Origin of the sequence: Lutibacter agarilyticus (assembly GCF_900188235.1) — a bacterium.
Lineage (GTDB): Bacteria > Bacteroidota > Bacteroidia > Flavobacteriales > Flavobacteriaceae > Lutibacter > Lutibacter agarilyticus.
Map to the genome: position 1 here is coordinate 73,330 of NZ_FZNT01000005.1, position 25,142 is coordinate 98,471.

18 protein-coding genes and 1 tRNA gene are annotated in these 25,142 nt (G+C 31.4%); 13 read left to right on the forward strand and 6 right to left on the reverse strand.

Annotation, left to right across the window (positions count from 1 at the left end; genetic code table 11):
• Window positions 1–185: 185 nt before the first annotated feature.
• Window positions 186–256 (reverse strand) — tRNA-Gln (locus CHB67_RS09610).
• 170 nt (window positions 257–426) lie between these two features.
• Here CHB67_RS09610 and CHB67_RS09615 point away from each other — a divergent pair.
• Window positions 427–3,510 carry a glycosyltransferase family 117 protein gene (locus tag CHB67_RS09615; RefSeq protein WP_089381564.1) on the forward strand — a complete coding sequence of 1,028 codons (3,084 nt, stop codon included), beginning with the start codon at window positions 427–429 and terminating at the stop codon, window positions 3,508–3,510.
• A gap of 2 nt (window positions 3,511–3,512) precedes the next feature.
• Window positions 3,513–4,139: a polysaccharide deacetylase family protein gene (locus CHB67_RS09620; RefSeq protein ID WP_089381565.1), complete on the forward strand. Its 627-nt coding sequence runs from the start codon at window positions 3,513–3,515 to the stop codon at window positions 4,137–4,139.
• Here the strand turns inward: CHB67_RS09620 and CHB67_RS09625 are convergent.
• The 5 genes from CHB67_RS09625 to CHB67_RS09645 form a co-directional block, all read right to left on the reverse strand.
• Entirely contained in the window at window positions 4,136–4,432 is a 297-nt protein-coding gene (locus tag CHB67_RS09625) for a thioredoxin family protein (RefSeq protein ID WP_089381566.1), read from the reverse strand. The genes CHB67_RS09620 and CHB67_RS09625 overlap by 4 nt on opposite strands.
• Window positions 4,433–4,519: 87 nt before the next feature.
• A complete protein-coding gene (locus tag CHB67_RS09630) occupies window positions 4,520–5,734 on the reverse strand; it encodes a metallophosphoesterase (RefSeq protein ID WP_089381567.1) in 1,215 nt (404 codons plus the stop codon).
• Between the two features lie 74 nt (window positions 5,735–5,808).
• Window positions 5,809–6,855: a hypothetical protein gene (locus CHB67_RS09635; protein WP_089381568.1), complete on the reverse strand. Its 1,047-nt coding sequence runs from the start codon at window positions 6,853–6,855 to the stop codon at window positions 5,809–5,811.
• A 36-nt stretch (window positions 6,856–6,891) separates the two neighbouring features.
• Complete coding sequence (locus CHB67_RS09640) at window positions 6,892–7,728, reverse strand: hypothetical protein (RefSeq protein WP_089381569.1); 837 nt, start codon at window positions 7,726–7,728, stop codon at window positions 6,892–6,894.
• A gap of 26 nt (window positions 7,729–7,754) precedes the next feature.
• Window positions 7,755–9,686, reverse strand: coding sequence for a T9SS type A sorting domain-containing protein (locus CHB67_RS09645; RefSeq protein WP_089381570.1), 1,932 nt, complete (start codon window positions 9,684–9,686; stop codon window positions 7,755–7,757).
• A 122-nt stretch (window positions 9,687–9,808) separates the two neighbouring features.
• Here CHB67_RS09645 and polA point away from each other — a divergent pair, with 122 nt between their 5' ends.
• The 11 genes from polA (at window position 9,809) to rpoN (ending at window position 25,129) form a co-directional block, all read left to right on the forward strand.
• Window positions 9,809–12,640, forward strand: coding sequence for a DNA polymerase I (gene polA / locus CHB67_RS09650; protein ID WP_089381571.1), 2,832 nt, complete (start codon window positions 9,809–9,811; stop codon window positions 12,638–12,640).
• 161 nt (window positions 12,641–12,801) lie between these two features.
• Window positions 12,802–13,257: a 50S ribosomal protein L13 gene (rplM, locus tag CHB67_RS09655; RefSeq protein ID WP_089381572.1), complete on the forward strand. Its 456-nt coding sequence runs from the start codon at window positions 12,802–12,804 to the stop codon at window positions 13,255–13,257.
• Window positions 13,258–13,259: 2 nt separating this feature from the next.
• Window positions 13,260–13,646, forward strand: a complete 387-nt coding sequence (gene rpsI / locus CHB67_RS09660; protein WP_089381573.1) for a 30S ribosomal protein S9 — start codon at window positions 13,260–13,262, stop codon at window positions 13,644–13,646.
• 169 nt (window positions 13,647–13,815) lie between these two features.
• A complete protein-coding gene (gene rpsB / locus CHB67_RS09665) occupies window positions 13,816–14,550 on the forward strand; it encodes a 30S ribosomal protein S2 (protein ID WP_089381574.1) in 735 nt (244 codons plus the stop codon).
• Window positions 14,551–14,598: 48 nt separating this feature from the next.
• Entirely contained in the window at window positions 14,599–15,570 is a 972-nt protein-coding gene (gene tsf / locus CHB67_RS09670; RefSeq protein WP_089381575.1) for a translation elongation factor Ts, read from the forward strand.
• 133 nt (window positions 15,571–15,703) lie between these two features.
• Entirely contained in the window at window positions 15,704–16,411 is a 708-nt protein-coding gene (gene pyrH, locus CHB67_RS09675; RefSeq protein ID WP_089381576.1) for a UMP kinase, read from the forward strand.
• A 20-nt stretch (window positions 16,412–16,431) separates the two neighbouring features.
• Window positions 16,432–16,986 (forward strand): ribosome recycling factor, encoded by a 555-nt coding sequence (frr, locus tag CHB67_RS09680; RefSeq protein WP_089381577.1) that lies wholly within the window; start codon window positions 16,432–16,434, stop codon window positions 16,984–16,986.
• A gap of 159 nt (window positions 16,987–17,145) precedes the next feature.
• Window positions 17,146–19,653, forward strand: coding sequence for a DUF5686 and carboxypeptidase-like regulatory domain-containing protein (locus CHB67_RS09685; protein WP_089381578.1), 2,508 nt, complete (start codon window positions 17,146–17,148; stop codon window positions 19,651–19,653).
• Window positions 19,654–19,707: 54 nt separating this feature from the next.
• Complete coding sequence (locus CHB67_RS09690) at window positions 19,708–22,083, forward strand: efflux RND transporter permease subunit (RefSeq protein WP_089381579.1); 2,376 nt, start codon at window positions 19,708–19,710, stop codon at window positions 22,081–22,083.
• Between the two features lie 83 nt (window positions 22,084–22,166).
• Entirely contained in the window at window positions 22,167–23,600 is a 1,434-nt protein-coding gene (asnS, locus tag CHB67_RS09695) for an asparagine--tRNA ligase (protein WP_089381580.1), read from the forward strand.
• A gap of 77 nt (window positions 23,601–23,677) precedes the next feature.
• A complete protein-coding gene (gene rpoN, locus CHB67_RS09700) occupies window positions 23,678–25,129 on the forward strand; it encodes an RNA polymerase factor sigma-54 (RefSeq protein WP_089381581.1) in 1,452 nt (483 codons plus the stop codon).
• The last annotated feature ends 13 nt before the right edge of the window (window positions 25,130–25,142 follow it).

The following is a 25,142-nucleotide window of genomic DNA, read 5'->3' on the forward strand; positions in this document are numbered from 1 at the left end:
TCATTTTTTCTCCCCACACCCCTCAATTTGATGTGAGATTTTAATTCGTTAGAATCGTTAAATATTAGTTGATGAGTATTAATGGATTTATAACACCTTTTAACGAAGTGACACAAAAAGTGACACACTGTAAAAACAAAATCCCTCTAAACGCAATGTTTAAAGGGATTGTTTCAAAATGCTTGTTGACCTACAAGGACTCGAACCTTGACTGACGATACCAAAAACCGGAGTGCTACCATTACACCATAGGTCATTTTGCGGGTGCAAATTTAAGGCAAAGTTTGAAATCCGCAAACATTTTTACATTTTTTTTTAAAAAAAATACACTTTGAAGCTTTAAGGCTTTATTAACACACCTTATTACACATACTTATACTATTTAAGATTAATTTTTGTTAAATTCGCCACGATAAAAAATTTTATATGAATTCATTTAATTTTTCTAAATGGAACACTCTAATTGGGTGGGCTACTTTTGCCATAGCGTTAATAACATACACTTTAACTTTAGAACCTACAGTTAGTTACTGGGATTGTGGAGAATATATTTCAACAGCTGTTAAATTAGAAGTTGGACATCCACCAGGAGCCCCTTTATTTCAAATGTTAGGAGCTTTCTTTGCTATGTTTACAACTGATGTTATGGAAATTGCTAAAATGGTAAATTTCATGTCTGCGCTAGCAAGTGCTTTTACCATACTTTTTATGTTTTGGACCATCACAGCTTTAGGTAAAAAGTTGATAGAAAAATCGTACGAATTAAATACCAGTTCATACATTGCTATTTTAGGAAGTGGAGTTGTAGGTGCTTTAACCTATACATTCTCTGATAGCTTTTGGTTTAGTGCCGTAGAAGGTGAAGTGTATGCCATGTCATCTTTTTTAATGGCATTACTATTTTGGTTAGGTTTACGATGGGAAGCAGAAATGGACAAACCACAAGGAAATAAATGGCTTTTATTAATAAGTTTTGTGGTAGGTTTATCTTTTGGTGTTCACATATTATCACTTTTAGTTATTCCATCAATTGTATTTTTATACATCTACAAAAAATACGGTAATTTAAATTACAAACAATTTATAATAGCCAACTTAGCATCTATCTTAGTATTGGTTTTTGTATTTAAAATGCTATTTCCTTATACACTAAAGTATTTTAGTGCTTTAGAATTATTCTTTGTAAACTCAATTGGATTGCCTTTTGACACAGGAAGTATTATCGCTGGAATTTTATTAATTGCATTCTTTTACTTCGGAATTCGTTATACACATAAAAAGCATTTGGTAAGAGCCAATACAATTATCCTTTCTGTATTATTTATCATTATCGGATTTTCATCGTGGTTAATGCTGCCTATTAGAGCAAATGCCAATACTACTATTAATGAAAACAATCCATCAAGTGCACGTGAACTTTTAGCTTATTACGATCGTGAGCAATATGGTGATGCCAATGTTTTTTACGACACTTATTACTCGTTAATTTACAACAGAGAACAAGACCGTGAAAACCCTAGCAGGGATGACAAACCTAAATATGAAAAAGATGAAACAACCGGAAAATACATTATTGTAAACAATTACAAAGATGCGCTACCAAATTGGAGCAGCAAACACAAAGGTTTTATTCCAAGAATGGTGAGCACCAGTGGTAGTGTTATTAAAAATTACAAAGCCATTGCTGGCATTCCTCAAAACAGTAAAAGGAGACCTACATTTTTAGAAAACCTAACTTTTATGGTCGATTTCCAATTTGGATATATGTATGGCCGCTATTTTATGTGGAATTTTGTAGGAAGGCAAAATGATGTACAAGGGCAATTAGACATTCAAAACGGAAACTGGCTAAGTGGAATTAAATTTATTGATGAAATGCGCTTAGGCCCACAATCTAACTTACCTTCAGATGTTAAAAATAACAAAGGTCGAAATACTTATTACTTCCTTCCTTTAATTTTAGGGATTATTGGAGTTTTATTTCATTTGAAAAAAGATAAAAACGATTTTTATGTATTGTTCTTATTCTTTGCTTTCACAGGTTTGGCAATTATTTTTTACACAAATCCAAAACCATTTGAACCACGTGAACGAGATTACGCCGTTGTAGGATCGTTTTATATTTTTGCAATTTGGGTAGGATTTGGAGTGTTAGCACTATTTGAAAAGCTGAAAAACTACGCCAATCAAAATACCGTTGCTATTGCAGTTTCCGCAATAGCATTGTTGGCAGTACCAACTTTAATGGCTAGTGAAAACTGGGATGATCACGATAGGTCTAACCGCTATACATCTCATTTAAACGCAAAAGCTTATTTAGATTCATGTGATCCAAATGCTATTCTATTTACCATTGGAGATAATGATACATTCCCGCTTTGGTACCTTCAAGAGGTTGAAAACTACAGAACAGATATGAAGCTTATAAACACTAGTTTATTTGCTACCGACTGGTATATTGACCAAATGAAACGCAAAACATATAAAGCAGACGCTATTCCTTCTCAATTAACTCATGACAAGTACAAATGGGGAACTTTAGATGTTGCTTATTATTTTGAAGAATTATTTCCTCAGTTAAAAGATTCTGTGATTGATATAGACTCTTTCATGAAATGGGTTGAAAGCGACAGTCCTAGAACTCAGTACGATTTAGATGATGATGGTATTCCTGAAAAAGTACTACCAAGTAATAAAATTAGAATTCCTGTTGACAAAAAAGCTGTATTAAGAAACGGTATTGTAGCCCAAAAAGATGCGGATTTAATTGTGCCTTATATTGATATTAATTTTGGTAGCAATCTTACTAAAAACCGAATTTTAATGCTTGATATATTAGCAAATAACAATTGGGAAAAACCAATTTATTTTACGGGTGGCGCTCAAGCTGATGAAGAATATATATGGCTAAAAGACTATTTACAATTAGATGGAATGACTTTTAAATTAGTACCAATTTACACCCCAAACAAAAGTAATTTCTTTGAAATGGGACGCATTAATACAGATATTATGTATGAAAATGTGAGCAATTGGGACTGGAGAAACATTACAGATGACAACATTTATTTAGATCCTGAAACTAGAAAAAACTCTGTAACCTACAGAAACAATATGGAGCGTTTGGCACGCACTTTAATTAAAGAAGGTAAAACCGATAAAGCAAAAGAAATTTTACGTATTTCGTTAGAAAAAATGCCTGTTCACAAATTTGGACATTACAGCATGTTAATTTCTTATATTGATTTATTCTACCTTATAAATGAAAAAGAAGATGCACGTAAATTAGTTACTGAATTAAAAACTGTTTTTCAAGAAAAACTGACCTACTACAGCCAATTTAACCAAGCTGATATAGAAGGGATTTTTGATGAAATTGAACGCAATCTATTAATGTACGATCAAGTATTAAAAACAGTGATTCAGTTTGACGATGAGGATTATGCAAAAACATTGAAAGACGAATATATTACTTATATAAAACTCTATGAGTTTTTAATGAGCGAATAACAATGAAAAAATACATTATAAAAACTCCAAGCCTAGTTAAATTGTTTTTCAACAATTGGGTTTGGAGTTTCTCTTCAAAAGAAAAAACATTGTATTTAACTTTTGATGACGGACCTACTCCTGAAATAACAAACTGGACTTTAAACACACTTAAGGAGCACAATGCAAAAGCCACTTTTTTTTGCATTGGAAAAAACATTGCTAAATATCCTGAAATTTACGAGAAAATTAAAGCTCAAAATCATACTGTAGGAAACCACACAAACAACCATTTAAATGGCTATAAAACAACTGCTACAACTTATCTTGAAAACATTGACCTTTCAGAAGAAAACTCAGGAGAAAAATTAAACCTTTTTAGACCACCATACGGAAAACTAAAACTTTCACAAGCTGAACAAATTAGAAAAAAAGGTTACAAAATAGTTATGTGGGATGTTTTAAGTGCCGATTTTGATACTAAAATCACTTCTGAAGAATGTTTAGCCAATGTTATTAAAAATGTAAAAAATGGAAGTATTATTGTTTTTCATGATAGCGTAAAAGCTAGTGAAAAATTAAAATTTGTATTACCTAAAATATTAGAATTTTACAAAGCTAAAGGCTATACTTTTAATGCTATAAATTAAACGTATTGTTGCACTAAATTAATTAACGTATTTGCATCTTGATCCCCAGATTGGCGCCATTTCATTTCACCATCTTTATAAATAATAAATGTTGGATTTCCTTTAATTCTTAATGCGTTTGCTAAAATCTCATTTTTTTCAACATCAATTTTAATCACTTTGGCACTATCGCCTAACGCCGCAGCAACATCACGCAACGTTGCATGAAAATTATCAGAATCTGCTTCCCACTCTGCATAAAAATCAATTAAAACAGGAATTTCTGAACTTATTAATTCGCCAAACTTTGTCATAACTTATGTGTTTTTTTTCAACAAAAACTCAAAAAATGAATACCTATACATATACAAATGTAACATTTTTAATTAAAAAATCCTTATCTACCTATTTCTCAAGGTAATTACCGTTATTTCTGGCCAAATTCCAACTCTTCCTGGGAATGCTAAAAACCCAAAACCACGATTCACATTAATATATCTTCCAAAGGCAGAGTAAATGCCTGCCCATTGCTCATAAACATACTGAACAGGACTCCATTTTATACCTGGTATCTCTATTCCAAACTGCATTCCGTGTGTATGACCACTTAAGGTTAAATGGTAATTATGTTCATCTACTTTTACTTCTGTATTCCAATGCGAAGGATCGTGACTCATTAATATTTTAAAATCTTCCTTCGCTATTTTAGAAGATGCCAACTTTAAATCTCCTGCTTTTTTAAAACGAGTTCCCCAATTTTCAACACCAATTAATGCAATTTTATCAGTTCCTTTTTCTAAATAAACACTATTATTTAACAATAAATTAAACCCTATTTTTGGGTGAATATCTTTTATTGCTTGGAAATTAGCTTCTTTTTCATCTGAAGACTTCCAACGGGCATATTCTCCGTAATCATGATTTCCCAATACAGAATATTTTCCGTCTTTCGCTTCTAACTTTTTGAAATAAGGGATCCAAGGTTCCATTTCATCAGCCGTATTGTTTACAATATCGCCTGTAAACAAAATTACATCAGAAGCTTGTTCATTTATCAAATCGATACCTGCACTTATTTTTTCAGCATCATCAAAACTACCACTATGAATATCTGAAATATGCGTAATTTTAAATCCGTCAAAAGCAGTTGGTAAATCATCGAAAAACAGGGTATGTTCAATTACTTGGTAGTTGTATTTCCCGCGCGCCATTCCGTAAATAACAGAAAAAAATGGTATTGCAGCTAAACCTAACGCCACTTTACTTACAAACACTCTTCGGTCTTCTAAAAAAACTTTGGAACTAGAATTGCTTGAAAAATAGTTGAAAACACCTTTTACTATTCTAAAAACATCTTCTGAAAATAAGATTAATAATGCTATAATTTTTGGTGTGATTGATAAAATTACCAAACCAAAGGCAAACATTACCGCCTGCGACATCCCCGTTGACCTGTTAAATGTTGTTAATTGGTAAATAACATTTGCTAAAACACCTATTGAAAAAAGCCAATAAAATGCATAAACAAACTTACTTTTAGTACTTGTTTTTACACCTTGAAACGCATAAAAATCAACAAAAAGAACAAACGCAATAAATAAAACCCATCTTATCATAAAAACAAATCTAAATTTATTTTATGATAAACTACAAAATGCTATTTAAAATTAAGAAGGTTTTAACTATAAAATTAATATTTAGTATATTCTTCATTACTCCCATCACTGTCTATTTGGTAATGAAAATCTATTTCTAATAAACCAGCCTCTCCCGTATAAGTATCATTAGCTGAATCAGAAGAATTTCTAAAAAGTCTACATACCAACATACTAGACAATGTTTTCCCATCTCCATTAATACCATCAGTTCCAATACGTGTAATTACATGTTCATAATTCGCAATATCACCTGTGTTTGGAGCAGCAACAGTATTTCCCGTAATTGTAGTAGTTGCCCCAAATACCTCTCCAACCTTAACCCAAGTATATTCTAAACCCCAAGCAACTCGAGTTGCCATAGGAGCACCATCTTTTGTTGTCCAATGCACATGCGGATAAATCTTAGTTCCTTCTTTCCATCCATGTGGCATTTGTACTGTAAAAACAATATCACTTTCTTTATTTTGGTCCGATTGATTTTTAAACCAAAGAAGAAGCGTGTTCCCTAAAAATGACCCCCAAGCAGCCCCCTCAGTTGTGTTTTTTATTTTAACAGAGTTTACAGGCACTTTTAAATCATCCCATCTAGTGGCATTCCCAATATAACTTAATGAACCGTCTGTTGTTACCTTTGTATAATTTCCACTGATGCTATCTCCCATAAAAACAACACCATTGGCATCAATTTTCATGCGCTCTGCACCTCGTGTAGTAAAATTTATTTCATCACCATTAGGATCGGTATCTGTAACATTTTCAACTTCAATTTTAGTATCGCCATCAGTGTCAGACAATGTTGCTTCACCAACTAACTCTTTCCAAGTATCTACATTGTAATACCAAAAACTCTTTGTTTCAGTATCAAACACCAAGAGTCCATTTGCAGGTGATGGTATTGCAGCTCTTAATGTTGAATTCATCCTTGGCACTAAAACCCCCTTATTATTATCTGGTGACTGTATATCCAACATAGATGAAGCGTGTGGTGTTGTAGTTCCTATACCTACTTGGGCTGTAGAATTAATTGTTACAAAAAGTACAATAATTAAAGTTGTAATATATAATTTTAGATTTTTCATAATTAAGTTTATAATTTATATTTTTAAGAATATTAGTTACATTCCTATAGCTACAAAATTAAAGGATTTAATGTTAACATATTTATTAGCCGAAGTTAAATTCCCAACGAAAAATTCAATATAATCCGTTGGGTCTAACCATAACAGCACATGCATAGCTGTACTTTGATATTCAGAAGTATTCCCAGTAGTAATAAATAATTTTGAAGAATCTTGAACCAATCCATTTTTACCTACAGCAAAAATAAACACATCTTTTGAAATTTCTGGAGAGTAACTAAAACTAAGTGCTATATGAAAATACCGCCCTACAGTTCCTTCATAAGTCAAACGGCTATCTGCACCTGTTCCAAACATATCATTTACAAAGTTAGTATTTGCAGTGCCAGGATTAATTTTATTCATATTATCATTGGTTATCAACCCTGAATTTCCAGTAGCTACAGAAGGAATTGTTAAATTAAACCCTGCTGTTTCAAAATAACTAATCTCCCCCATTGGCAACATCAACCGTCCTACTGCTGTAAGAGTTCCTGTAAAAGTTTTATCTCCTGCAATTGTTTGATTTGTTGTTAAATCTACATAACTTCCAGCCCCAGTTTCTACAACTTGCCATGAGGTTCCATTGTAATAATTTAATTTATTAGTAGTGATATTGTAAATTAACAATCCTGCTGCAGGAGCTCCAATAAGGTCTCTAGCTGACGTATCCATTCTTGGAGGTAGAAATCCTTTTTCTGATGAAGTAATATCCAACATTGATGAGGCATTTGGAGTTGTTGTACCTATACCAACTTGGGCAAAGGTATTAATTGCTGTAAAAAACAGAATAACAAGTACTATAAAAAACAGTTTTAGGTTTAAATTTCTCATGATTTGGCTATTTTTAATTTGAATCTTTAATTTACAATTTTAAAAGTTTCCCTCCCTAAATTGGTATCAACAACAATTACATACACACCTTCTTTAAAATAAAATGGAATGCTTACTTCAGCATTTGTATATGAATTCTTATTAACTTTCACTATTTGTTGACCTAATAAATTAAAAATTGTAATGTTTTTAATTTCTTTAGACCCTGTATTTTTTACTATGATACTATTATTTTTATCGTAAAAAGCAACAATTTTTTCATCAGCTATATTCTCATCATCAACAGCTAAGGTTTGATTTGTACTAGGTTTAAATACAATAGAAAACCGATCTAAATAATTACCTGTGCTAATATTCAAGTTAAAACTAGCATCGCATAAACTATGTGTTGTATTTAATAAATTATCTTTTATATACACTGTTTCTGCAAAGTTCTCAACAGCATCAAGCATAATGGTATGCTGCCCTTCTTCAGCCATTAATAAACCCAAAGGAATTTCAATTGAATCATCATAACTTCCCACACCTTCAATTACATATTTTCTAGTTAAATCATTTTCAATTATAAAAAACAACTCGTTAATTCTTGGGTCTGCCATCAAAGCATCATAGCCTGGATTGAAATTAATATCAGCAGGAGAATTTGGTACAAACCCCAATACTATTTGCCTATGATATCCCTTTGGATCTCTATAACCTATTCTTATAATACTATTTTTAGAAAGATCTGTCCCAGTTTCGGCAATACTTGCTTTTTGAGCTGATTTTAGAAACTCTGAATCACCTGCTTCTGTTACAAAATCTCTTTGAGCATTGTTAAAAGTTATTGTTCCACTAGCAGTTGCATCTACAAAAAAACCTTGTCCAACAGCAAGATATTGCCCAGGAATTTTTCCTGCAGCATCTCCTAAACCACTAGTTCCAGGTATTAATGTAGGCGCAACACCCGCAGTTATATTCCGAGTAGCATACCCCCCTTTATAATTAGCTAAAACATGTGAATCAGAGCCTCCGTCAACCCAAAAATAAATTTGATTCACAATACCTGTATCATCATTATCTTCTATAAATTTTGTAATATCTAAAGCTGAAGGGTAGGGATTTCCCAACAAAACTGACTCACCATTATTTACAGTAAATGTATAGGTACCATTGTTAGGAGTTCCCTTAAAAATATAATTTTGATTGGCTGCTCCTGTACCTTTTATACTATAACCTGTTGCAATAGCAATTTCACTATTATGATCTCTTTTAATCCACCCAGAATAACCAGCACTATTAGGCGCATAGGTATACAACCATCTGGTACTTATAGTTATTGGAGAAGTAGCAGCACCATCTAATGCGGTTGCATAATTTATTGAAGGGGTACTGAATGGATTAGATGCTGCATCTGTACCATCAAATAAGCCTGTACTTAACTTAAAAACTCCATCTATATGTACGGGTGACGACCAATAATTAAAACCATAAATTGTAGAAATACCTTGTTGATCTCTTAATAAATTCCCTGAACCAGAGTTAGCAACATTATTTACTTGAATTAATTGCGCCTCGTCAACCAAACGTAAATCACCACTAGTTAAGGTAAGTGTATTTGTAACAAATAGCCCAAAATTATCTTCAACTAAAACACCTGTTGTTGAATTATCAACTTCTAAATTAAAAAAATTAATTTCTTTAGTTGAGCCTGAAATGGTTTGAATAGCATTTGTAGTACTTTTAAAAAAAGTAGTACCCGACACAGCGGAAGTTATACCATTATTATTGAAGTTATGGTTTAAATATAAATCTCCGTCATTATTATGGTTAGCACCTGATTTATTTGTATATTCTTCTCCAAAATACACTTCAGTGCCAGACTTAATTTGTATAATACCTTCGTTAACAATCTGAGAAAAAAGGCTAGTTCGACAAATTAAAAACAAACAAACTAAAATAAAGTAGTTTTGTTTCATAACTTTGTTATTTAATTACCCACACTCAAATTTAAATAAAATACACGAAATACGCAATAAAAAACACAATTATTATAATAAATGGTAAATTATAGAGTGTTTAAAACAAAAACAGATTAACAATTATGAAACAAAAACGTCTTTTTCTTTTAGATGCTTATGCATTGATATTCCGCGGTTATTATGCACTTATTAAAAATCCAAGAATTAATTCTAAAGGGCTAGATACATCTGCCATATTAGGTTTTACCAATTCACTTTTAGATGTTATCAAACGTGAAAACCCAGACCACTTGGCTGTTGCCTTTGATAAAGGCGGCTCTCATATTCGCTCTGAAGCATTTCCAGAATACAAATCAAACCGACAAGAAACACCTGAAGCTATTAAAATTGCAGTACCTTATATTCAAGAAATTTTAAAGGCAATGCATATTCCTATTATTGAAAAAGAAGGTTTTGAAGCCGATGATTTAATTGGCACGCTTTCAAAACAAGCTGAAAAAGCTGGATACCAAACTTTTATGGTAACACCTGACAAGGATTTTGCACAATTAGTTTCTGAAAACATATTTATGTACAAACCCTCACGTATGGGTAATGGTATTGAAATTTGGGGAATCCCAGAAGTACAAGCGAAATTTGAAGTTGAACGACCAGAACAAGTGATAGACTATTTAGGTATGATGGGAGATGCCGTTGATAATATCCCCGGATTACCTGGTGTTGGAGATAAAACTGCCAAAAAGTTTTTGAAAGCATACGGAACCATGGAAAACTTATTTGAACACACTCATGAACTAAAAGGTAAAATGAGAGAGAAGGTTGAAGCCAACAAAGAACTTGGCTTGCTATCTAAAGAATTAGCTACAATAATGTTAGACTGCCCTGTTGAATTTCATGAAGAAGATTATTTATTAAATCACCCCGACTTAGAGAAAACTAATGAGATTTTTAAAGAGCTAGAGTTTAGAAGAATCGCAGACAGCTTACCAACCATTTTTAAATCGTTCCCAACAATTGACGGAGAAAAAATTGAGTTAAAAGTTGAAAATACTAAAAACACTACCCAAACAGCACCAACATCAGAATCACATCAATTCGATTTATTTTCAGCACCAAGCACTGCAACTGAGATTGTTTCTGGATATCAGACTATTGAAAATAATAATCAGTTATATCAGTATGTAGACACAGCTTTTTCAAGAAAATTACTTTTACAGAAATTAACAGAACAACCATCCGTAGCTTTTCATATTGAAACTATAGGCGCCAATTGTTTTGACGCCGCAATTATTGGCATTTCATTTTCGTATGAAAAAGGCAAGGGCTACTTTGTTACCATAAATACAGAAAAACAAACTGAAATTTTAAATGAATTTAAAGTGTTTTTTGAAAATTCAACCATTGAAAAAACAACAACTGATAGTAAATATTTTATCAAAATATTGCACAAATTTAATATTGAATTAAAAGGAAAACTTTTTGACACAAGGCTTGCGCATTACTTATTACATCCTGATATGCGCCATGATATTAGCGTACTAGCAGAAACCTATTTAAACTATCGCCCGTTAACTTTAGAGTCCTTAATTGGTAAAACAGGGAAAAATCAACTTTCACTTCCACAAATTGAACTTTCAAAACAAGCTAACTACGCTATTGAAATAGCAGATATTTCATTTCAATTAAAGCAAATTTTTGAAAAAGAGCTAGAACAAAATAATTTAACCAAATTATACACTGAAATTGAACTACCAGTACTTCGTGTGTTGGCTGCAATGGAATTAGAAGGTATTAAATTAGATGATGTATTTTTGAATTCATTGGCAGACGATTTAACAAGTGATATTAAAAAATTAGAAGAAACCATCTATAAAGAAGCTGATATTGAATTCAACTTAGCTTCACCAAAGCAATTAGGCGATGTGCTTTTTGAACATCTAAAATTGGTTGAAAAACCTAAAAAAACGAAAACAGGTCAATATGCTACAGGAGAAGAAATCTTATCAAAGTTAGCTCCTAAACATCAAATCGTTAAAGATATTTTAGAATGGAGAAGTTTAGTCAAACTAAAAAACACCTATGTTGATGCATTACCAAAAGAAGTAAATCCAATCACTGGAAGAATACACACAACCTATAGTCAATCGGTTGCAGCAACTGGAAGATTAAGTTCTAACAACCCCAATCTTCAAAATATACCTATTAGAACTGAGCGAGGCAGACAAGTTAGAAAAGCATTTGTACCAAGAAATGAAGAATACACCCTAGTAGCTGCCGATTATTCTCAAATTGAATTACGTATCATAGCTGCGCTAAGTGAAGATGAAAGCTTGATAGAGTCTTTTAGCCGTGGTGAAGATATTCACGCGGCAACGGCAGCTAAAATCTTCAGAATAAATTTAAATGAAGTAACTCGTGAGCAACGTGGAGATGCAAAAGCTGTAAACTTTGGTATTATTTATGGGCAAGGCGCATTTACGTTAGCACAACAATTAAACAAATCACGTGGTGAAGCAAAAGAACTTATTGACAATTATTACAAAACTTTCCCAAAGCTAAAGCAATACATTGCAAACCAAATAGAATTTGCACGAGAAAACGGCTATGTAGAAACTATTTTAAACCGACGTAGGTATTTAAAAAACATCAATTCACAAAATGCCATAGTTAGATCAGCAGACGAACGAAATGCCGTAAATGCACCTATTCAAGGTAGTGCAGCCGATATTATTAAAATAGCCATGATTAAAATTCAACAACTACTAAATGAAGGAAATTACAAGTCTAAAATGCTATTACAAGTGCATGATGAATTGGTTTTTGACATGCATAATAGTGAAATAGAATCTTTAAAAACACGCATTAAAAATGAAATGGAACATGCCTTTAAACTTTCAGTTCCATTAACGGTTGATTTAGGCGAAGGAAAAAACTGGTTAGAAGCACACTAAATCATTGTATTTTTAAAAAATTGAAAATCAAAATCATAGCTAAAAATACCACATTTAAAATATAAACAATTTACTGTTTGAATTATAAATAATAGTTTGTACATTTGCACTCCCTTTTTAGGGACAAAAAATAATGTTTAATTATAACAAAGAATTTAATTGTGAGTAAATTAAGTTACAAAACAGTATCAGCTAACAAAAATACCGTTACTAAAGAGTGGGTATTAGTTGATGCAGACGGCCAAACGTTGGGTCGTCTAGCTTCTAAAATAGCGATGCTAATTAGAGGTAAATACAAGCCAAATTACACTCCTCACGTAGATTGTGGAGACAATGTAGTGGTTATCAACGCAGAAAAAATCAATTTAACTGGTAAAAAGTGGACTGACAAATCTTACATTCGTCACACAGGTTATCCAGGTGGTCAAAGATCATTAACTGCAACAGAAATGTTTGAAAAAGAACCAACTCGTTTGGTTGAAAAAGCAGTAAAAGGAATGTTACCTAAAAACATTTTAGGTAGTGCTTTGTTCAGAAATTTATATGTTTATGCTGGTGCTGAACATAATCAAACTGCACAAGCTCCAAAAGCTATTAACCTTAACGATCTTAAATAATCATGGATACAATACACAAAATAGGTAGAAGAAAAACAGCTGTTGCCCGTGTTTATGTTTCTGAAGGAAAAGGAAATATTGTGGTTAACAAAAAAGACTATAAAGATTACTTTACTACACCTCACTTGCAATATAAAATTATGCAAGCTTTAAACTTAACTGATAATGCTGAAGCATTTGATATTAAAGTTAATGTATTTGGTGGTGGTATAACAGGACAAGCAGAAGCTATTCGTTTAGGAATTTCTAGAGTTTTAGTTGAACTAAATCCCGAAAACAGAACAATTCTTAAACCAGAAGGATTACTTACAAGAGACCCAAGAATGGTTGAACGTAAAAAATTCGGTCAAAAGAAAGCAAGAAAAAAATTCCAATTCTCGAAACGTTAATCGTTTTATTAGATTGGTACACCAAATTATTTGGTGTTTCATTGAAATTAAAAACAAAGTTGTCGTTGATCAGTCAATGACTGTAAAAAGTTTAGCATCCAAATAGGGAAGATCGCATAGCCGCTACTTCCCTATTGCTAAGTCTCAACGGAACGTAAACTACATACAAATGGCAAATATTGAAATTAAAGAATTATTAGACGCAGGTGTACACTTTGGTCACCTAACAAGAAAGTGGAGTCCAAATATGGCACCATACATTTACGGAGAACGTAATGGAGTGCATATTATTGACCTTTACAAAACTGCAGCAAAAATTGAAGAAGCTTCTGAAGCTTTAAACAAAATTGCAATCTCAGGACGTAAAATCCTTTTTGTAGCTACAAAAAAACAAGCAAAAGAAATTATTTCTGACAAAGCTAAAAGCGTAAACATGCCTTACATCACTGAAAGATGGCCAGGTGGTATGTTAACTAACTTTATAACTATCAGAAAAGCTGTTAAAAAAATGGCTACTATTGATAGAATGAAGCAAGATGGATCTTTTGAAGCACTTTCAAAAAGAGAAAAATTACAAATTAACCGCCAACGTGAAAAACTAGAAAAGAACTTAGGTTCAATTACAGATATGACACGTTTACCAGGTGCTATTTTTGTAGTTGATGTTAAAAAAGAGCACATTGCTATTGCTGAAGCTCAAAAATTAAACATTCCAATTTTTGCAATGGTTGATACAAACTCTGATCCAAGAGGTATTGACTACGTTATTCCTTCAAATGATGATGCTTCTAAATCTATCAACAAAGTATTCGGTTATATTACTGATGCTATTGCTGAAGGTTTATCTGAAAGAAAAGCAGGGAAAGACAAAGTTGCTGAAGTAAAAGCAGAAGAAACTAAATAATTAATGTAAAATAGTTGAATTTAAAAATTCAACAAAAATTATAATATTATGGCAAAAATTACAGCCGCTGAAGTAAATAAATTAAGAAAATCTACCGGAGCTGGTATGATGGACTGTAAAAACGCACTTGTTGAAGCAGAAGGAGATTTTGACAAAGCAGTGGATATTTTACGTAAAAAAGGACAAAAAGTAGCTGATAAAAGAGCTGACAGAGATACTTCTGAAGGTGCTGTTATAGCTAAAGTTAATGCTGATAACACTAAAGGTGCTATTATTTCATTAAACTGTGAAACTGATTTTGTTGCTAAAAATGACGATTTTGTTGCGCTTGCAACTAAATTTGCTACAATTGCGTTAGACTATGACTCAAAAGAAGACTTTTTAGCTGCTGATTTTGGAGGATTAACAGTTGCTGAAAAATTAATTGAGCAAACTGGAGTTATTGGTGAAAAATTAGAAATTGGCGCTTTTGAAAAAGTTACTGGTGACTTTGTTGGTTCTTACATTCACGTTGGAAACAAAATTGCTGCTGTAACTGCATTAAACACTAACATTGAAGGTGCTGCAGAAGTTGCAAAAGACCTTTCTATGCAAGCTGCTGCAATGGGAGCTTCAATTTTATCTTACAAAGATTTTGATCCTGCTTACATTGCTTCTGAAACTGAAGCAAGAATTGCTGTAATTGAAAAAGATAATATTGAATTAGGAAGATTAGGTAAAACACTTAAAAATGTTCCTACTTATATTTCTAGAGCACAATTAACTGATGAAGTTATTGAGCAAGAAAGAGTAAGATTACAAGAACAATTAAAAGCTGAAGGAAAACCAGAAGCTATTTGGGATAGAATTATTCCTGGTAAAATTGAAAGATTTATTTCTGACAATACAACTTTAGATACTGAACAATGTCTTTTAGACCAAGTATTTATTAAAGACGAAAAGAAAACAGTTGCTGAGTATGTAAAAACACTTGGTGAAGATGTTGCCGTAGTAGACTTTAAAAGAGTTTCAATTGCTTAATTCACAAGCTTAAATAATTTAAAAACCTCGCTTATTGCGAGGTTTTTTTTGTTAAAAAAAGAATATCCCATTTACAGTTTACACCTAAACTTATAAACTATTTCATATATTTGCATAACTTTTTAAAATGATTATGGCTTATAAAAGAATTCTATTAAAATTAAGTGGTGAAGCATTAATGGGTGATCGCCAACACGGTATAGACCCAAAACGTTTAGCTGAATATGCTGAAGAAATTAAAACCATTGTAAATCAAGGTATTGAAGTTGCTATTGTTATTGGTGGTGGTAACATTTTTAGAGGTGTTGCAGGCGCTAGTAATGGTATTGACAGGGTTCAAGGTGATTATATGGGAATGCTTGCTACTGCAATAAATGGTTTAGCATTACAAAGCGCTATTGAAGCTGCAGGTATTAAAACTCGATTACTTACTGCTATTAAAATGGAACAAGTTGCAGAACCTTTTATTAAAAGAAGAGCTGTACGTCATTTAGAAAAAGGACGTGTAGTAATTTTTGGGTGTGGAACAGGAAACCCTTACTTTACAACTGACACAGCTGCGGTTTTAAGAGCTATTGAAATTGGTGCTGAAGTTATTTTAAAAGGAACTCGCGTTGATGGAATTTACAATGTAGATCCAGAAAAGCATGAAGATGCCATTAAGTTTGACACCATAACATATAAAGATGTTATGAATAAAGGTTTAAAAATTATGGACATGACCGCATTTGCCTTAAGTCAGGAAAATAATTTACCTATCATTGTTTTTGACATGAATACTCAAGGAAACCTTGAAAAAGTAATCGCAGGTAAGAACATAGGAACACTTGTTGATAAATAAATCATTAACATTTTTCAATTATGAATGAAGAATTAGACTTTATAATAGATAGTACAAAAGAATTAATGCAAAATGCTATTACGCATTTAGAAAAAGAATTCAGAAATATTAGAGCTGGAAAAGCTAGCCCAGCGATGATTGGAAGTGTAACCGTTGATTACTACGGTTCACAAACACCGCTAACACAAGTAGCCAATGTTAGTACCATGGATGCCCATACAATTACGGTGCAACCTTGGGAAAAACATATGCTTCATGAAATTGAAAAAGCAATAATGATTGCTAATTTAGGCTTCAACCCTATGAATAATGGTGAAATCATCATTATTAATGTTCCTGTATTAACTGAAGAAAGACGTAAAGAACTTTCCAAACAAGCTAAAGCGGAAGCTGAACATGCAAAAGTAAGTATCAGAAATGATAGAAGAGAAGCTATGCAAGAAATTAAAAAAGCTGAAGCTTCTGAGGATATGAAAGCAAATGCTGAAGCTGATGTTCAAAAATTAACAGATAAATTTATTACTGAAGTTGATTCTCATTACAAGGTAAAAGATGAAGAAATCATGAAAGTTTAGTTACTTAGAGTTAAAATTTCATATAAAATAAGAGGCTCTCTAAAAAGTAAGCTGTTCGTCAACCTGAACCTGAGATAGATTCAGAATAACGGATTTTTGGAACTTTTCAGACAGTCTCTTTTATTAATTTATATTTACGTGTTTGTGATAATTTAAACAATGAAAAAATTTTTATTTTTTTTATTAATTCCCTTTCTCACTTTTTCTCAAACACTCCTACAAGGAACTGTTGTAGATGCAAACACAAAAAAGCCGCTATCTTTTGCATCTGTAACAACCAATACAACTATTAGAGTATTGACTGATATTGACGGAAAGTTTAGTTTAAAAACAACCAACAATTTTAATGAAATTACTATTTCATACATAGGTTACTCATCAATAAAAATCCAAATAAAAGCAACCACTAAATTTATTTCAGTAAAATTAAAAACTACCGTTGAAAATTTAAACGAAGTTTTAATAACAGCTAGTGAAAACCCTGCACTTCAAATTATACGAAATACCATTGAAAACAAATCGAAAAATAATATTGAAAAAGCATTAAACTCCTTCAAATTTAATGCCTACAATAAAGTGCTAATAACTGCAAATCCTGATTCAATCAATGGAAAATTAGATTCTGTTTATACAGTTCAAAAAGGAATAAAATCATTCAAAAAAATTGATTCGACTAATTATAATTTCAAAAAAGAAATAGATAATCAGCATTTATATATTTCTGAAAAAATTTCTGAATTTATTTTTGAAAAAGGCAAAAAGAAGAAAGAAGTTATTTTAGCATCGCGAATGGCGGGTTTAAAGCAACCTATTTATGAACTTTTTGCTCTATCATTCCAAGGGTTCTCATTTTATAATGAAATTTACACAATTGCAGGAACCAATTACACCAACCCTGTTTCAAAAAACGCCATAAAACAATACCATTATAAAATTTTAGATACCGTTAATAATGGGCACGGAACATCCTATATAATCCACTTCAAACCTAAAAAAAAGAAAGAATACTTAGGAATTGAGGGAGTTTTATATATTGACACTGAAAATTTTGCTATTACAAAAGCTGTTGCTGAATTAAAAGGAATTGTTAGTGTAAAAGCGGTTCAAAATTATTCGTTTAATACCAAATTTAATAATTGGTTTCCAAAAGACAAAAGTGTAATTATAAAGAAAGGGGCTATTAAAGAGCATGTTTCTTTACTTGGCGGATTAATTAAATTTAGTAAAAATAAGAGTCAGGATTCAATAGTAAGTACTTCAAAAAATAAACCTGAAGATGTTGTTTATTTTATTTCGACTTCTAAAAACTCAAACATTCAAATTAACACACCTTTAAACGTTAAAAGGGGTTCATCAACAATACTATTTAACGATGATGCTGCAAATAAAACATCTGGTTTTTGGAACAAACACCGACCGGATTCATTAACAAAAAGAGGGTTAAATACTTATACATACCTTGATAGTATTTCGGAAAAAGAAGGTGTAGAGAAAAAAATAAATTTAGCAAGAAACCTATTAAAAGGTTACTACCCTACAACATATATTAATCTTGATCTTGGTAAAATTTTAAATTTAAACAACCATGAAGGATTTAGAGTAGGTTTTGGTGGAATTACCAATACCCATTTTTCTCAAAAATTTAAGGTTGAAGCCTACGCAGCTTATGGAACAAAAGACACTAATTTTAAATATAGTTTTGGTGGCGCAGTTCGTTTAAATAAAGAGGCTAATACTTGGTTTGGCTTAAAATACACCAATGATATTAAAGAAGCAGCTTCGCTTGATTTTATTGCTGAAAACACTTCATTTTCCCCTATAAACCCAAGAAACTTAAACATTGATAAATTTTATAATTATAAAACTATTAGCGCGCTTTTATATCATGATATTCAACCTAATATAGAAGCTAAACTTAGATTTAGCAGCGGTAAATACAAAGCATTGTTTAATTACAAATACAGTTCTCCAAATATTAACGTAAAAGAATATAAGCTTACAAATGCCGTTATTGGGATTAATTACACGCCTAGAAATGAATATATGAATTCGCCTTTAGGAAAAATTAAAGTAAAAAATGGATATCCTCAATTTTCATTTCAATTAATTCAAAGTTTAAAAAATGTGTTAGATAGCGATTTTGGCTTCACACAAGTCAATATTCGTGCAAATTATAAAATTGAACGTTTAAGAAGAGCTACCACAAGTTTTCTGTTAGAAGGTGGAATTGTTTTTGGTGAAACACCTATTTCTCATTTATACAATGCTACTCCAAACTACACCTATAAAAACCCGTGGATAAAACGAATTACTTTTGCAGGTAAAAACAGCTTTGAAACGATGAGTTATAACGAATTTATATCTGATAGGTTTGTAGCATTACATTTAAAACATGAATTTAGAGTTTTTAAATTTAACAAACGTTTTAAACCTCGATTAACACTAGTTACTAGATTTGCTTTAGGTGACATAGAAAAAGCTGAATACCATCAAGAGATTTCTTTCAGCAAACTAAGTAAAGGTTATTTTGAAAGTGGTTTAGAATTTAACTCTTTATTTAAAGGTTTTGGAGTAAGTGCCTTTTACCGGTATGGATCATATATTAAACCTGAATGGAGTGATAATTTAGCTGTTAAAATCACCTACAATATCCACTTAGGATTTTAAAAGATTTCACTTAATTAGCCCAACTATTTTCATACCTTTGCAAAAATTTTTTTTATGGGTTTTTGGGCTCGAGTTTCCAGATTTATTTTAACTAAAAGATATTTTATCTTATTTCTTATTGCAGCTGCCACTTATTTTTTGGCTTCTCAAATGCAATATATGCGATTTTCATATACCGAAGCTAATTTGCTTCCAAAAGATCATCCAGTAAATATTGAGTACGATCATTTTTTAGACCTCTTTGGTGAAGAAGGAAACCTTGTTATTTTAGCCGTTGAAGACCTTTCACTTTTTACTCCTGAAAAATTTAATGATTGGAACAAGCTTTCTAAAAAATTAGATTCATTTAGTCAAGTTGACTTTACTATTGCTGTTGGAGATATTAAAAAATTAGTTAAAAATAGTGAAACAAAATCGTTTGACTTAGAACCTCTTTATGAAAAAGAGCCACAAACTACTGAAGAAGTTTTAGCTATTAAAAAAGAACTTTTTGAGAACCTTCCATTTTTTGATAATTTCTTGTACAGCAAGGAGTCTAAAGTTATTAGAACAGTTGTGTATATGGATAAAAACATAGTCAATACTGCTGCCAGAAAAGACTTTGTATTCGACGAATTAAATCCATTAATTGAAAAATTTGAAAAAGACCATAATATAGATGTTCGTATAAGTGGTATGCCATATATACGTACCATGAATGCTCAAAATATTATAGATGAGATAGGACTTTTTGTTGGTCTTGCATTGGGAGTTACAGCATTAATTTTCTTTTTCTTTTTTCGTTCAATTAGAGCTACGTTTATTACACTTTTAGTTGTAAGTATTGGTGTGGTTTGGGCTTTTGGTTTTATTGGACTATTCAGGTATGAAATTTCCGTATTAATGGCTTTAATTCCACCATTAATTATTGTAATTGGGGTTCCAAATGCGATCTTTTTAATAAATAAATACCAACAAGAAGTAAAAAAACACGGAAATCAGGCTAAATCGTTACAACGTGTAATTTCAAAAATTGGAAATGCTACTTTAATGACTAACATTACAACTGCCTCTGGTTTTGCAACATTTATTTTTACTAAAAGTCAATTGTTAAGAGAGTTTGGTATTATTGCTTCCATAAACATTATAGCAATTTTTGTTTTAGCCCTGCTAATTATTCCAATTATATACAGCTTTTTAGCACTTCCGAAGGAAAAACACCTTAAACATTTAGAAAGAAGATGGATTGATGGTATTGTAAATTGGATGGAGTACGTTGTAAGACACCATAGAGTATCAGTATATGCCACTACGATAGTTTTAATTATTGCAAGCATGATAGGTATTTATATGATTAAAGTATCTGGTAGTTTAATTGAAGACATGCCAAAAGGTAAACAATTTTATAAAGATATTGTGTTTTTTGAAGAAGAATTCGGAGGTATTATGCCTCTAGAAATTATAATTGACACCAAACAAGATAAAGGAGTTATGAAACTTTCCACTTTAAAAAAGATGGAAAAAATTGATGAAACCATTGAAGAAATTCCTGAGTTATCAAAACCTATATCTGTTTTAAATATTGTTAAATATTCAAAACAAGCTTTTTATAGCGGAAAACCAAAATATTATCAATTACCAAATAATCAAGAAAAGAACTGGATTTTATCTTACGCTAAAAATTCAACATCTAATATAAAATTGATGGATAATTTTGTAGATTCTACTGGACGTTATGCCCGTATTACTACATTCATGAAAGATATTGGAACTGATAAAATGCAAATTATTGAAGACCGTTTACAGCAAAAGCTTGACAAAGAATTTCCAAAAGATAAATATAATACTACAATGACTGGGAAAGCGTTAGTTTTCTTAAAGGGTACTAACTTTTTAGTAAACAACTTAGTTGTTTCTCTTTCTTTAGCTATTTTATTAATTGCCTTTTTTATGGCATTTATGTTTCGTTCGTTTAGAATGATTGTTATTTCATTAATTCCAAATATATTTCCACTATTAATTACCGCAGGTTTAATGGGATATTTAGGCATTCCTATAAAGCCTTCCACCATCTTAGTTTTTAGTATTGCATTTGGTATTTCAGTAGATGATACGATTCACTTTTTAGCAAAATACCGCCAAGAATTAATTGCCAATAACTGGAGAATTAAACCTTCAGTATATGCTGCACTTAGAGAAACTGGTGTAAGTATGTTTTATACTTCCATCGTATTATTTTTTGGATTTTTAGTATTTACCGTTTCAAGTTTTGGAGGAACAATTGCATTAGGAGGTTTAGTTTCTGTAACACTGTTATTTGCTATGGTTTCAAATTTATTGTTGTTACCTGCTTTATTACTTTCATTAGAAAGAAGTATTGCAAATAAAGAAACGTTAAAAGAGCCTGTTCTTGACATTTTAACACCTGAAGACCAAAACGGAGATAAATAACTCTTAATTTTAACACCAAACCTTCATTTAGGTTTCCATCTTTCATTAGTTCATGTATATTTGTATTGCTTAAATTTTACAATATGATTAAAAGTAATGTAGCTGAACTTTTAGGTTCAGATAATTTTTTACAAGAAATAACCTTAAACGGATGGGTAAGAACTTTTAGAGCAAATAGATTTATTGCTTTAAACGATGGTTCTACCATAAATAATATACAATGCGTTGTAGACTTTGAAAAGATGGATGAGGCTACTTTAAAACGCATTACAACAGGAGCTGCAATTTCTGTTACGGGTACTTTGGAAGAAAGCTTAGGTAAGGGGCAAAAAGTTGAAGTTAAAGTTACTTCACTTAAAATATTAGGAGATTCAAACCCTGATGAATACCCAATTCAACCTAAAAAACATAGTTTTGAATTTTTACGTGAAAATGCACATTTAAGAATTAGAACAAATACTTTTGGAGCTGTAATGAGATTACGTTCAGCATTATCATTTGCAGTGCATAAATATTTTACAGAAAACGGATTTTACAATTTCCACGCGCCAATTATTACAGGATCTGATGCTGAAGGTGCCGGTGAAATGTTTAATGTTTCAACATTAGACCCACTTAATCCTCCAAAAAAAGAAGATGGAACTATTGATTATTCTCAAAATTTCTTCGGAAAAGAAACAAACTTAACTGTATCTGGGCAATTAGAAGCTGAAACTTATGCAATGGCCTTGGGTAAAGTGTATACTTTTGGACCAACATTTAGAGCCGAAAACTCAAATACCACACGTCATTTAGCTGAATTTTGGATGATTGAACCGGAAGTTGCATTTAACAATTTAGATGACAATATGGATTTGGCTGAAGATTTTATAAAATCGGTTATTTCATATGTACTTGCTAATTGTAAAGATGATATTGCTTTTTTAAATGACAGATTAATACAAGAAGACAAAAGAAAACCTGCCATTGAACGTAGTGAAATGACATTAATAGAAAGGTTAAACTTTATTGTTGAAAACAATTTTAAACGTGTTAGCTATACAGAAGCAATTGATATTTTAAGAAATTGTAAACCTAATAAAAAGAAAAAATTTCAATACATTATAAACGAATGGGGTGCCGATTTACAAAGTGAACACGAACGTTTTTTGGTTGAAAAACACTTTAAATGTCCTGTAATTTTATTTGATTACCCTGCAAATATTAAAGCATTTTATATGCGTTTAAATGAAGACGGGAAAACAGTAAGGGCAATGGATGTATTGTTCCCTGGTATTGGTGAAATTGTTGGAGGTAGCCAACGTGAAGAACGTTTAGAAGTGCTTCAACAAAAAATAAAAGAGTTAAATATTGATGAAAAAGAATTGTGGTGGTATTTAGATACGAGAAGATTTGGCACGGCCGTGCATAGCGGATTTGGATTAGGTTTTGAACGCTTAGTACAATTTACCACAGGTATGGGGAATATTAGGGATGTAATTCCGTATCCTAGAACACCTCAAAATGCAGAATTTTAAATAATAAATTTGAAAAACATATTGCTACTGTAATATGTTTTTTTTGTATTTTTATAAAAAGCTATTGCAAATAGTCTATGTTAAAACAAAGTTTAAATTTTAAATTATTACAAAAATTATCTCCACAACAAATTCAGTTGATGAAGTTAATTCAACTTCCTACGCAAGCATTTGAACAAAAATTAAAACAAGAGTTAGAAGAAAATCCTGCATTAGAAAGCGGCAAAGAAAATACTGATGAGTACCAAAGTTCTGAAGATGAATATGATGATACTGGAAATGAAAACATTAATGCTGATGACATAAATATTGATGAGTATTTAAGTGATGATGAAATTCCAAGTTATAAAACACAGGCCAATAACTATTCTCCTGATGATGAGGAAAAACAAATTCCTTATGCTTCAGGAACTTCATTCACACAAACGCTAAAAAATCAAATAAATACTTACAGACTTACCGAAGAAGAAGAATTAATCACAGATTTTTTGATTGGAAGTATTGATGAAAGTGGTTATTTACGACGAGATTTATTAGATGTTTTAGATGATTTAGCTTTTACACAAAACATTTTCACCAATATTGAAGAACTTGAACGCCTACTTAAATTAGTACAGCATTTAGATCCTGCAGGCGTAGGTGCTCGAGATTTAAAAGAATGTCTTGTATTGCAATTAAAGCGAAAAAAAGAGAAGAAAAGTGTTCTTTTAGCTATTGACATTTTAGAAAACTCTTTCGATCATTTTGTAAAAAAACATTACGCTAAACTATTACTTAAATTTCACATTTCAGAAGATGAGTTAAAAGATGCTATCAAAGAAATTGAAAAATTAAATCCTAAACCTGGTGGTTCGTTTGTTGGAAATAATAAAATTGCAGAACAAATTGTACCTGATTTTACTATAAGAATTATTGAAGGTGAACTAGAGCTTACTTTAAACGCTAGAAACGCTCCAGAACTACATATTTCAAATGAGTATAACAATTTATTAAAAGGATATAAAGATTCTAAAGATAAAACCAAATCTCAAAAAGATGCAGTAATGTTTATTAAACAAAAATTAGATGCTGCAAAATGGTTTATTGATGCTATAGTACAACGCCAACAAACTTTATTGTTGAATATGAACGCTATTATGCAACATCAAAAAGAATACTTTTTAACAGGTGATGAACGTAAGTTAAAACCTATGATACTAAAAGACATAGCTGATGTTATTAATATGGATGTTTCTACAGTATCTAGAGTTGCAAGCAGTAAATACGTTACTACTCCTTACGGAACAAAATTAATTAAAGATTTTTTCTCAGAATCTATGAAAAATGTTCAGGGAGAAGATGTTTCAACTAAAGAAATTAAAAATATATTAGCTACAGTAATTAAAGAAGAAAGCAAAAGAAAACCTTTGACTGATGATAAATTATCTTTAATATTAAAAGAAAAAGGGTACCCTATTGCAAGAAGAACTGTAGCAAAATATAGAGAACAATTAGATATCCCCGTTGCTAGATTACGAAAAGAGATTTAGCAAAATCACCTTT

Bases quoted from the DNA above. Each gene is read 5' to 3' on its own strand.
- CHB67_RS09615 (WP_089381564.1), top strand. From the start codon at position 427: ATGAATTCATTTAATTTTTCTAAATGGAACACTCTAATTGGGTGGGCT.
- CHB67_RS09620 (WP_089381565.1), top strand. From the start codon at position 3,513: ATGAAAAAATACATTATAAAAACTCCAAGCCTAGTTAAATTGTTTTTC.
- CHB67_RS09625 (WP_089381566.1), bottom strand. From the start codon at position 4,432: ATGACAAAGTTTGGCGAATTAATAAGTTCAGAAATTCCTGTTTTAATT.
- CHB67_RS09630 (WP_089381567.1), bottom strand. From the start codon at position 5,734: ATGATAAGATGGGTTTTATTTATTGCGTTTGTTCTTTTTGTTGATTTT.
- CHB67_RS09635 (WP_089381568.1), bottom strand. From the start codon at position 6,855: ATGAAAAATCTAAAATTATATATTACAACTTTAATTATTGTACTTTTT.
- CHB67_RS09640 (WP_089381569.1), bottom strand. From the start codon at position 7,728: ATGAGAAATTTAAACCTAAAACTGTTTTTTATAGTACTTGTTATTCTG.
- CHB67_RS09645 (WP_089381570.1), bottom strand. From the start codon at position 9,686: ATGAAACAAAACTACTTTATTTTAGTTTGTTTGTTTTTAATTTGTCGA.
- rpsI (WP_089381573.1), top strand. From the start codon at position 13,260: ATGGATACAATACACAAAATAGGTAGAAGAAAAACAGCTGTTGCCCGT.
- rpsB (WP_089381574.1), top strand. From the start codon at position 13,816: ATGGCAAATATTGAAATTAAAGAATTATTAGACGCAGGTGTACACTTT.
- tsf (WP_089381575.1), top strand. From the start codon at position 14,599: ATGGCAAAAATTACAGCCGCTGAAGTAAATAAATTAAGAAAATCTACC.
- pyrH (WP_089381576.1), top strand. From the start codon at position 15,704: ATGGCTTATAAAAGAATTCTATTAAAATTAAGTGGTGAAGCATTAATG.
- frr (WP_089381577.1), top strand. From the start codon at position 16,432: ATGAATGAAGAATTAGACTTTATAATAGATAGTACAAAAGAATTAATG.
- CHB67_RS09685 (WP_089381578.1), top strand. From the start codon at position 17,146: ATGAAAAAATTTTTATTTTTTTTATTAATTCCCTTTCTCACTTTTTCT.
- CHB67_RS09690 (WP_089381579.1), top strand. From the start codon at position 19,708: ATGGGTTTTTGGGCTCGAGTTTCCAGATTTATTTTAACTAAAAGATAT.
- asnS (WP_089381580.1), top strand. From the start codon at position 22,167: ATGATTAAAAGTAATGTAGCTGAACTTTTAGGTTCAGATAATTTTTTA.
- rpoN (WP_089381581.1), top strand. From the start codon at position 23,678: ATGTTAAAACAAAGTTTAAATTTTAAATTATTACAAAAATTATCTCCA.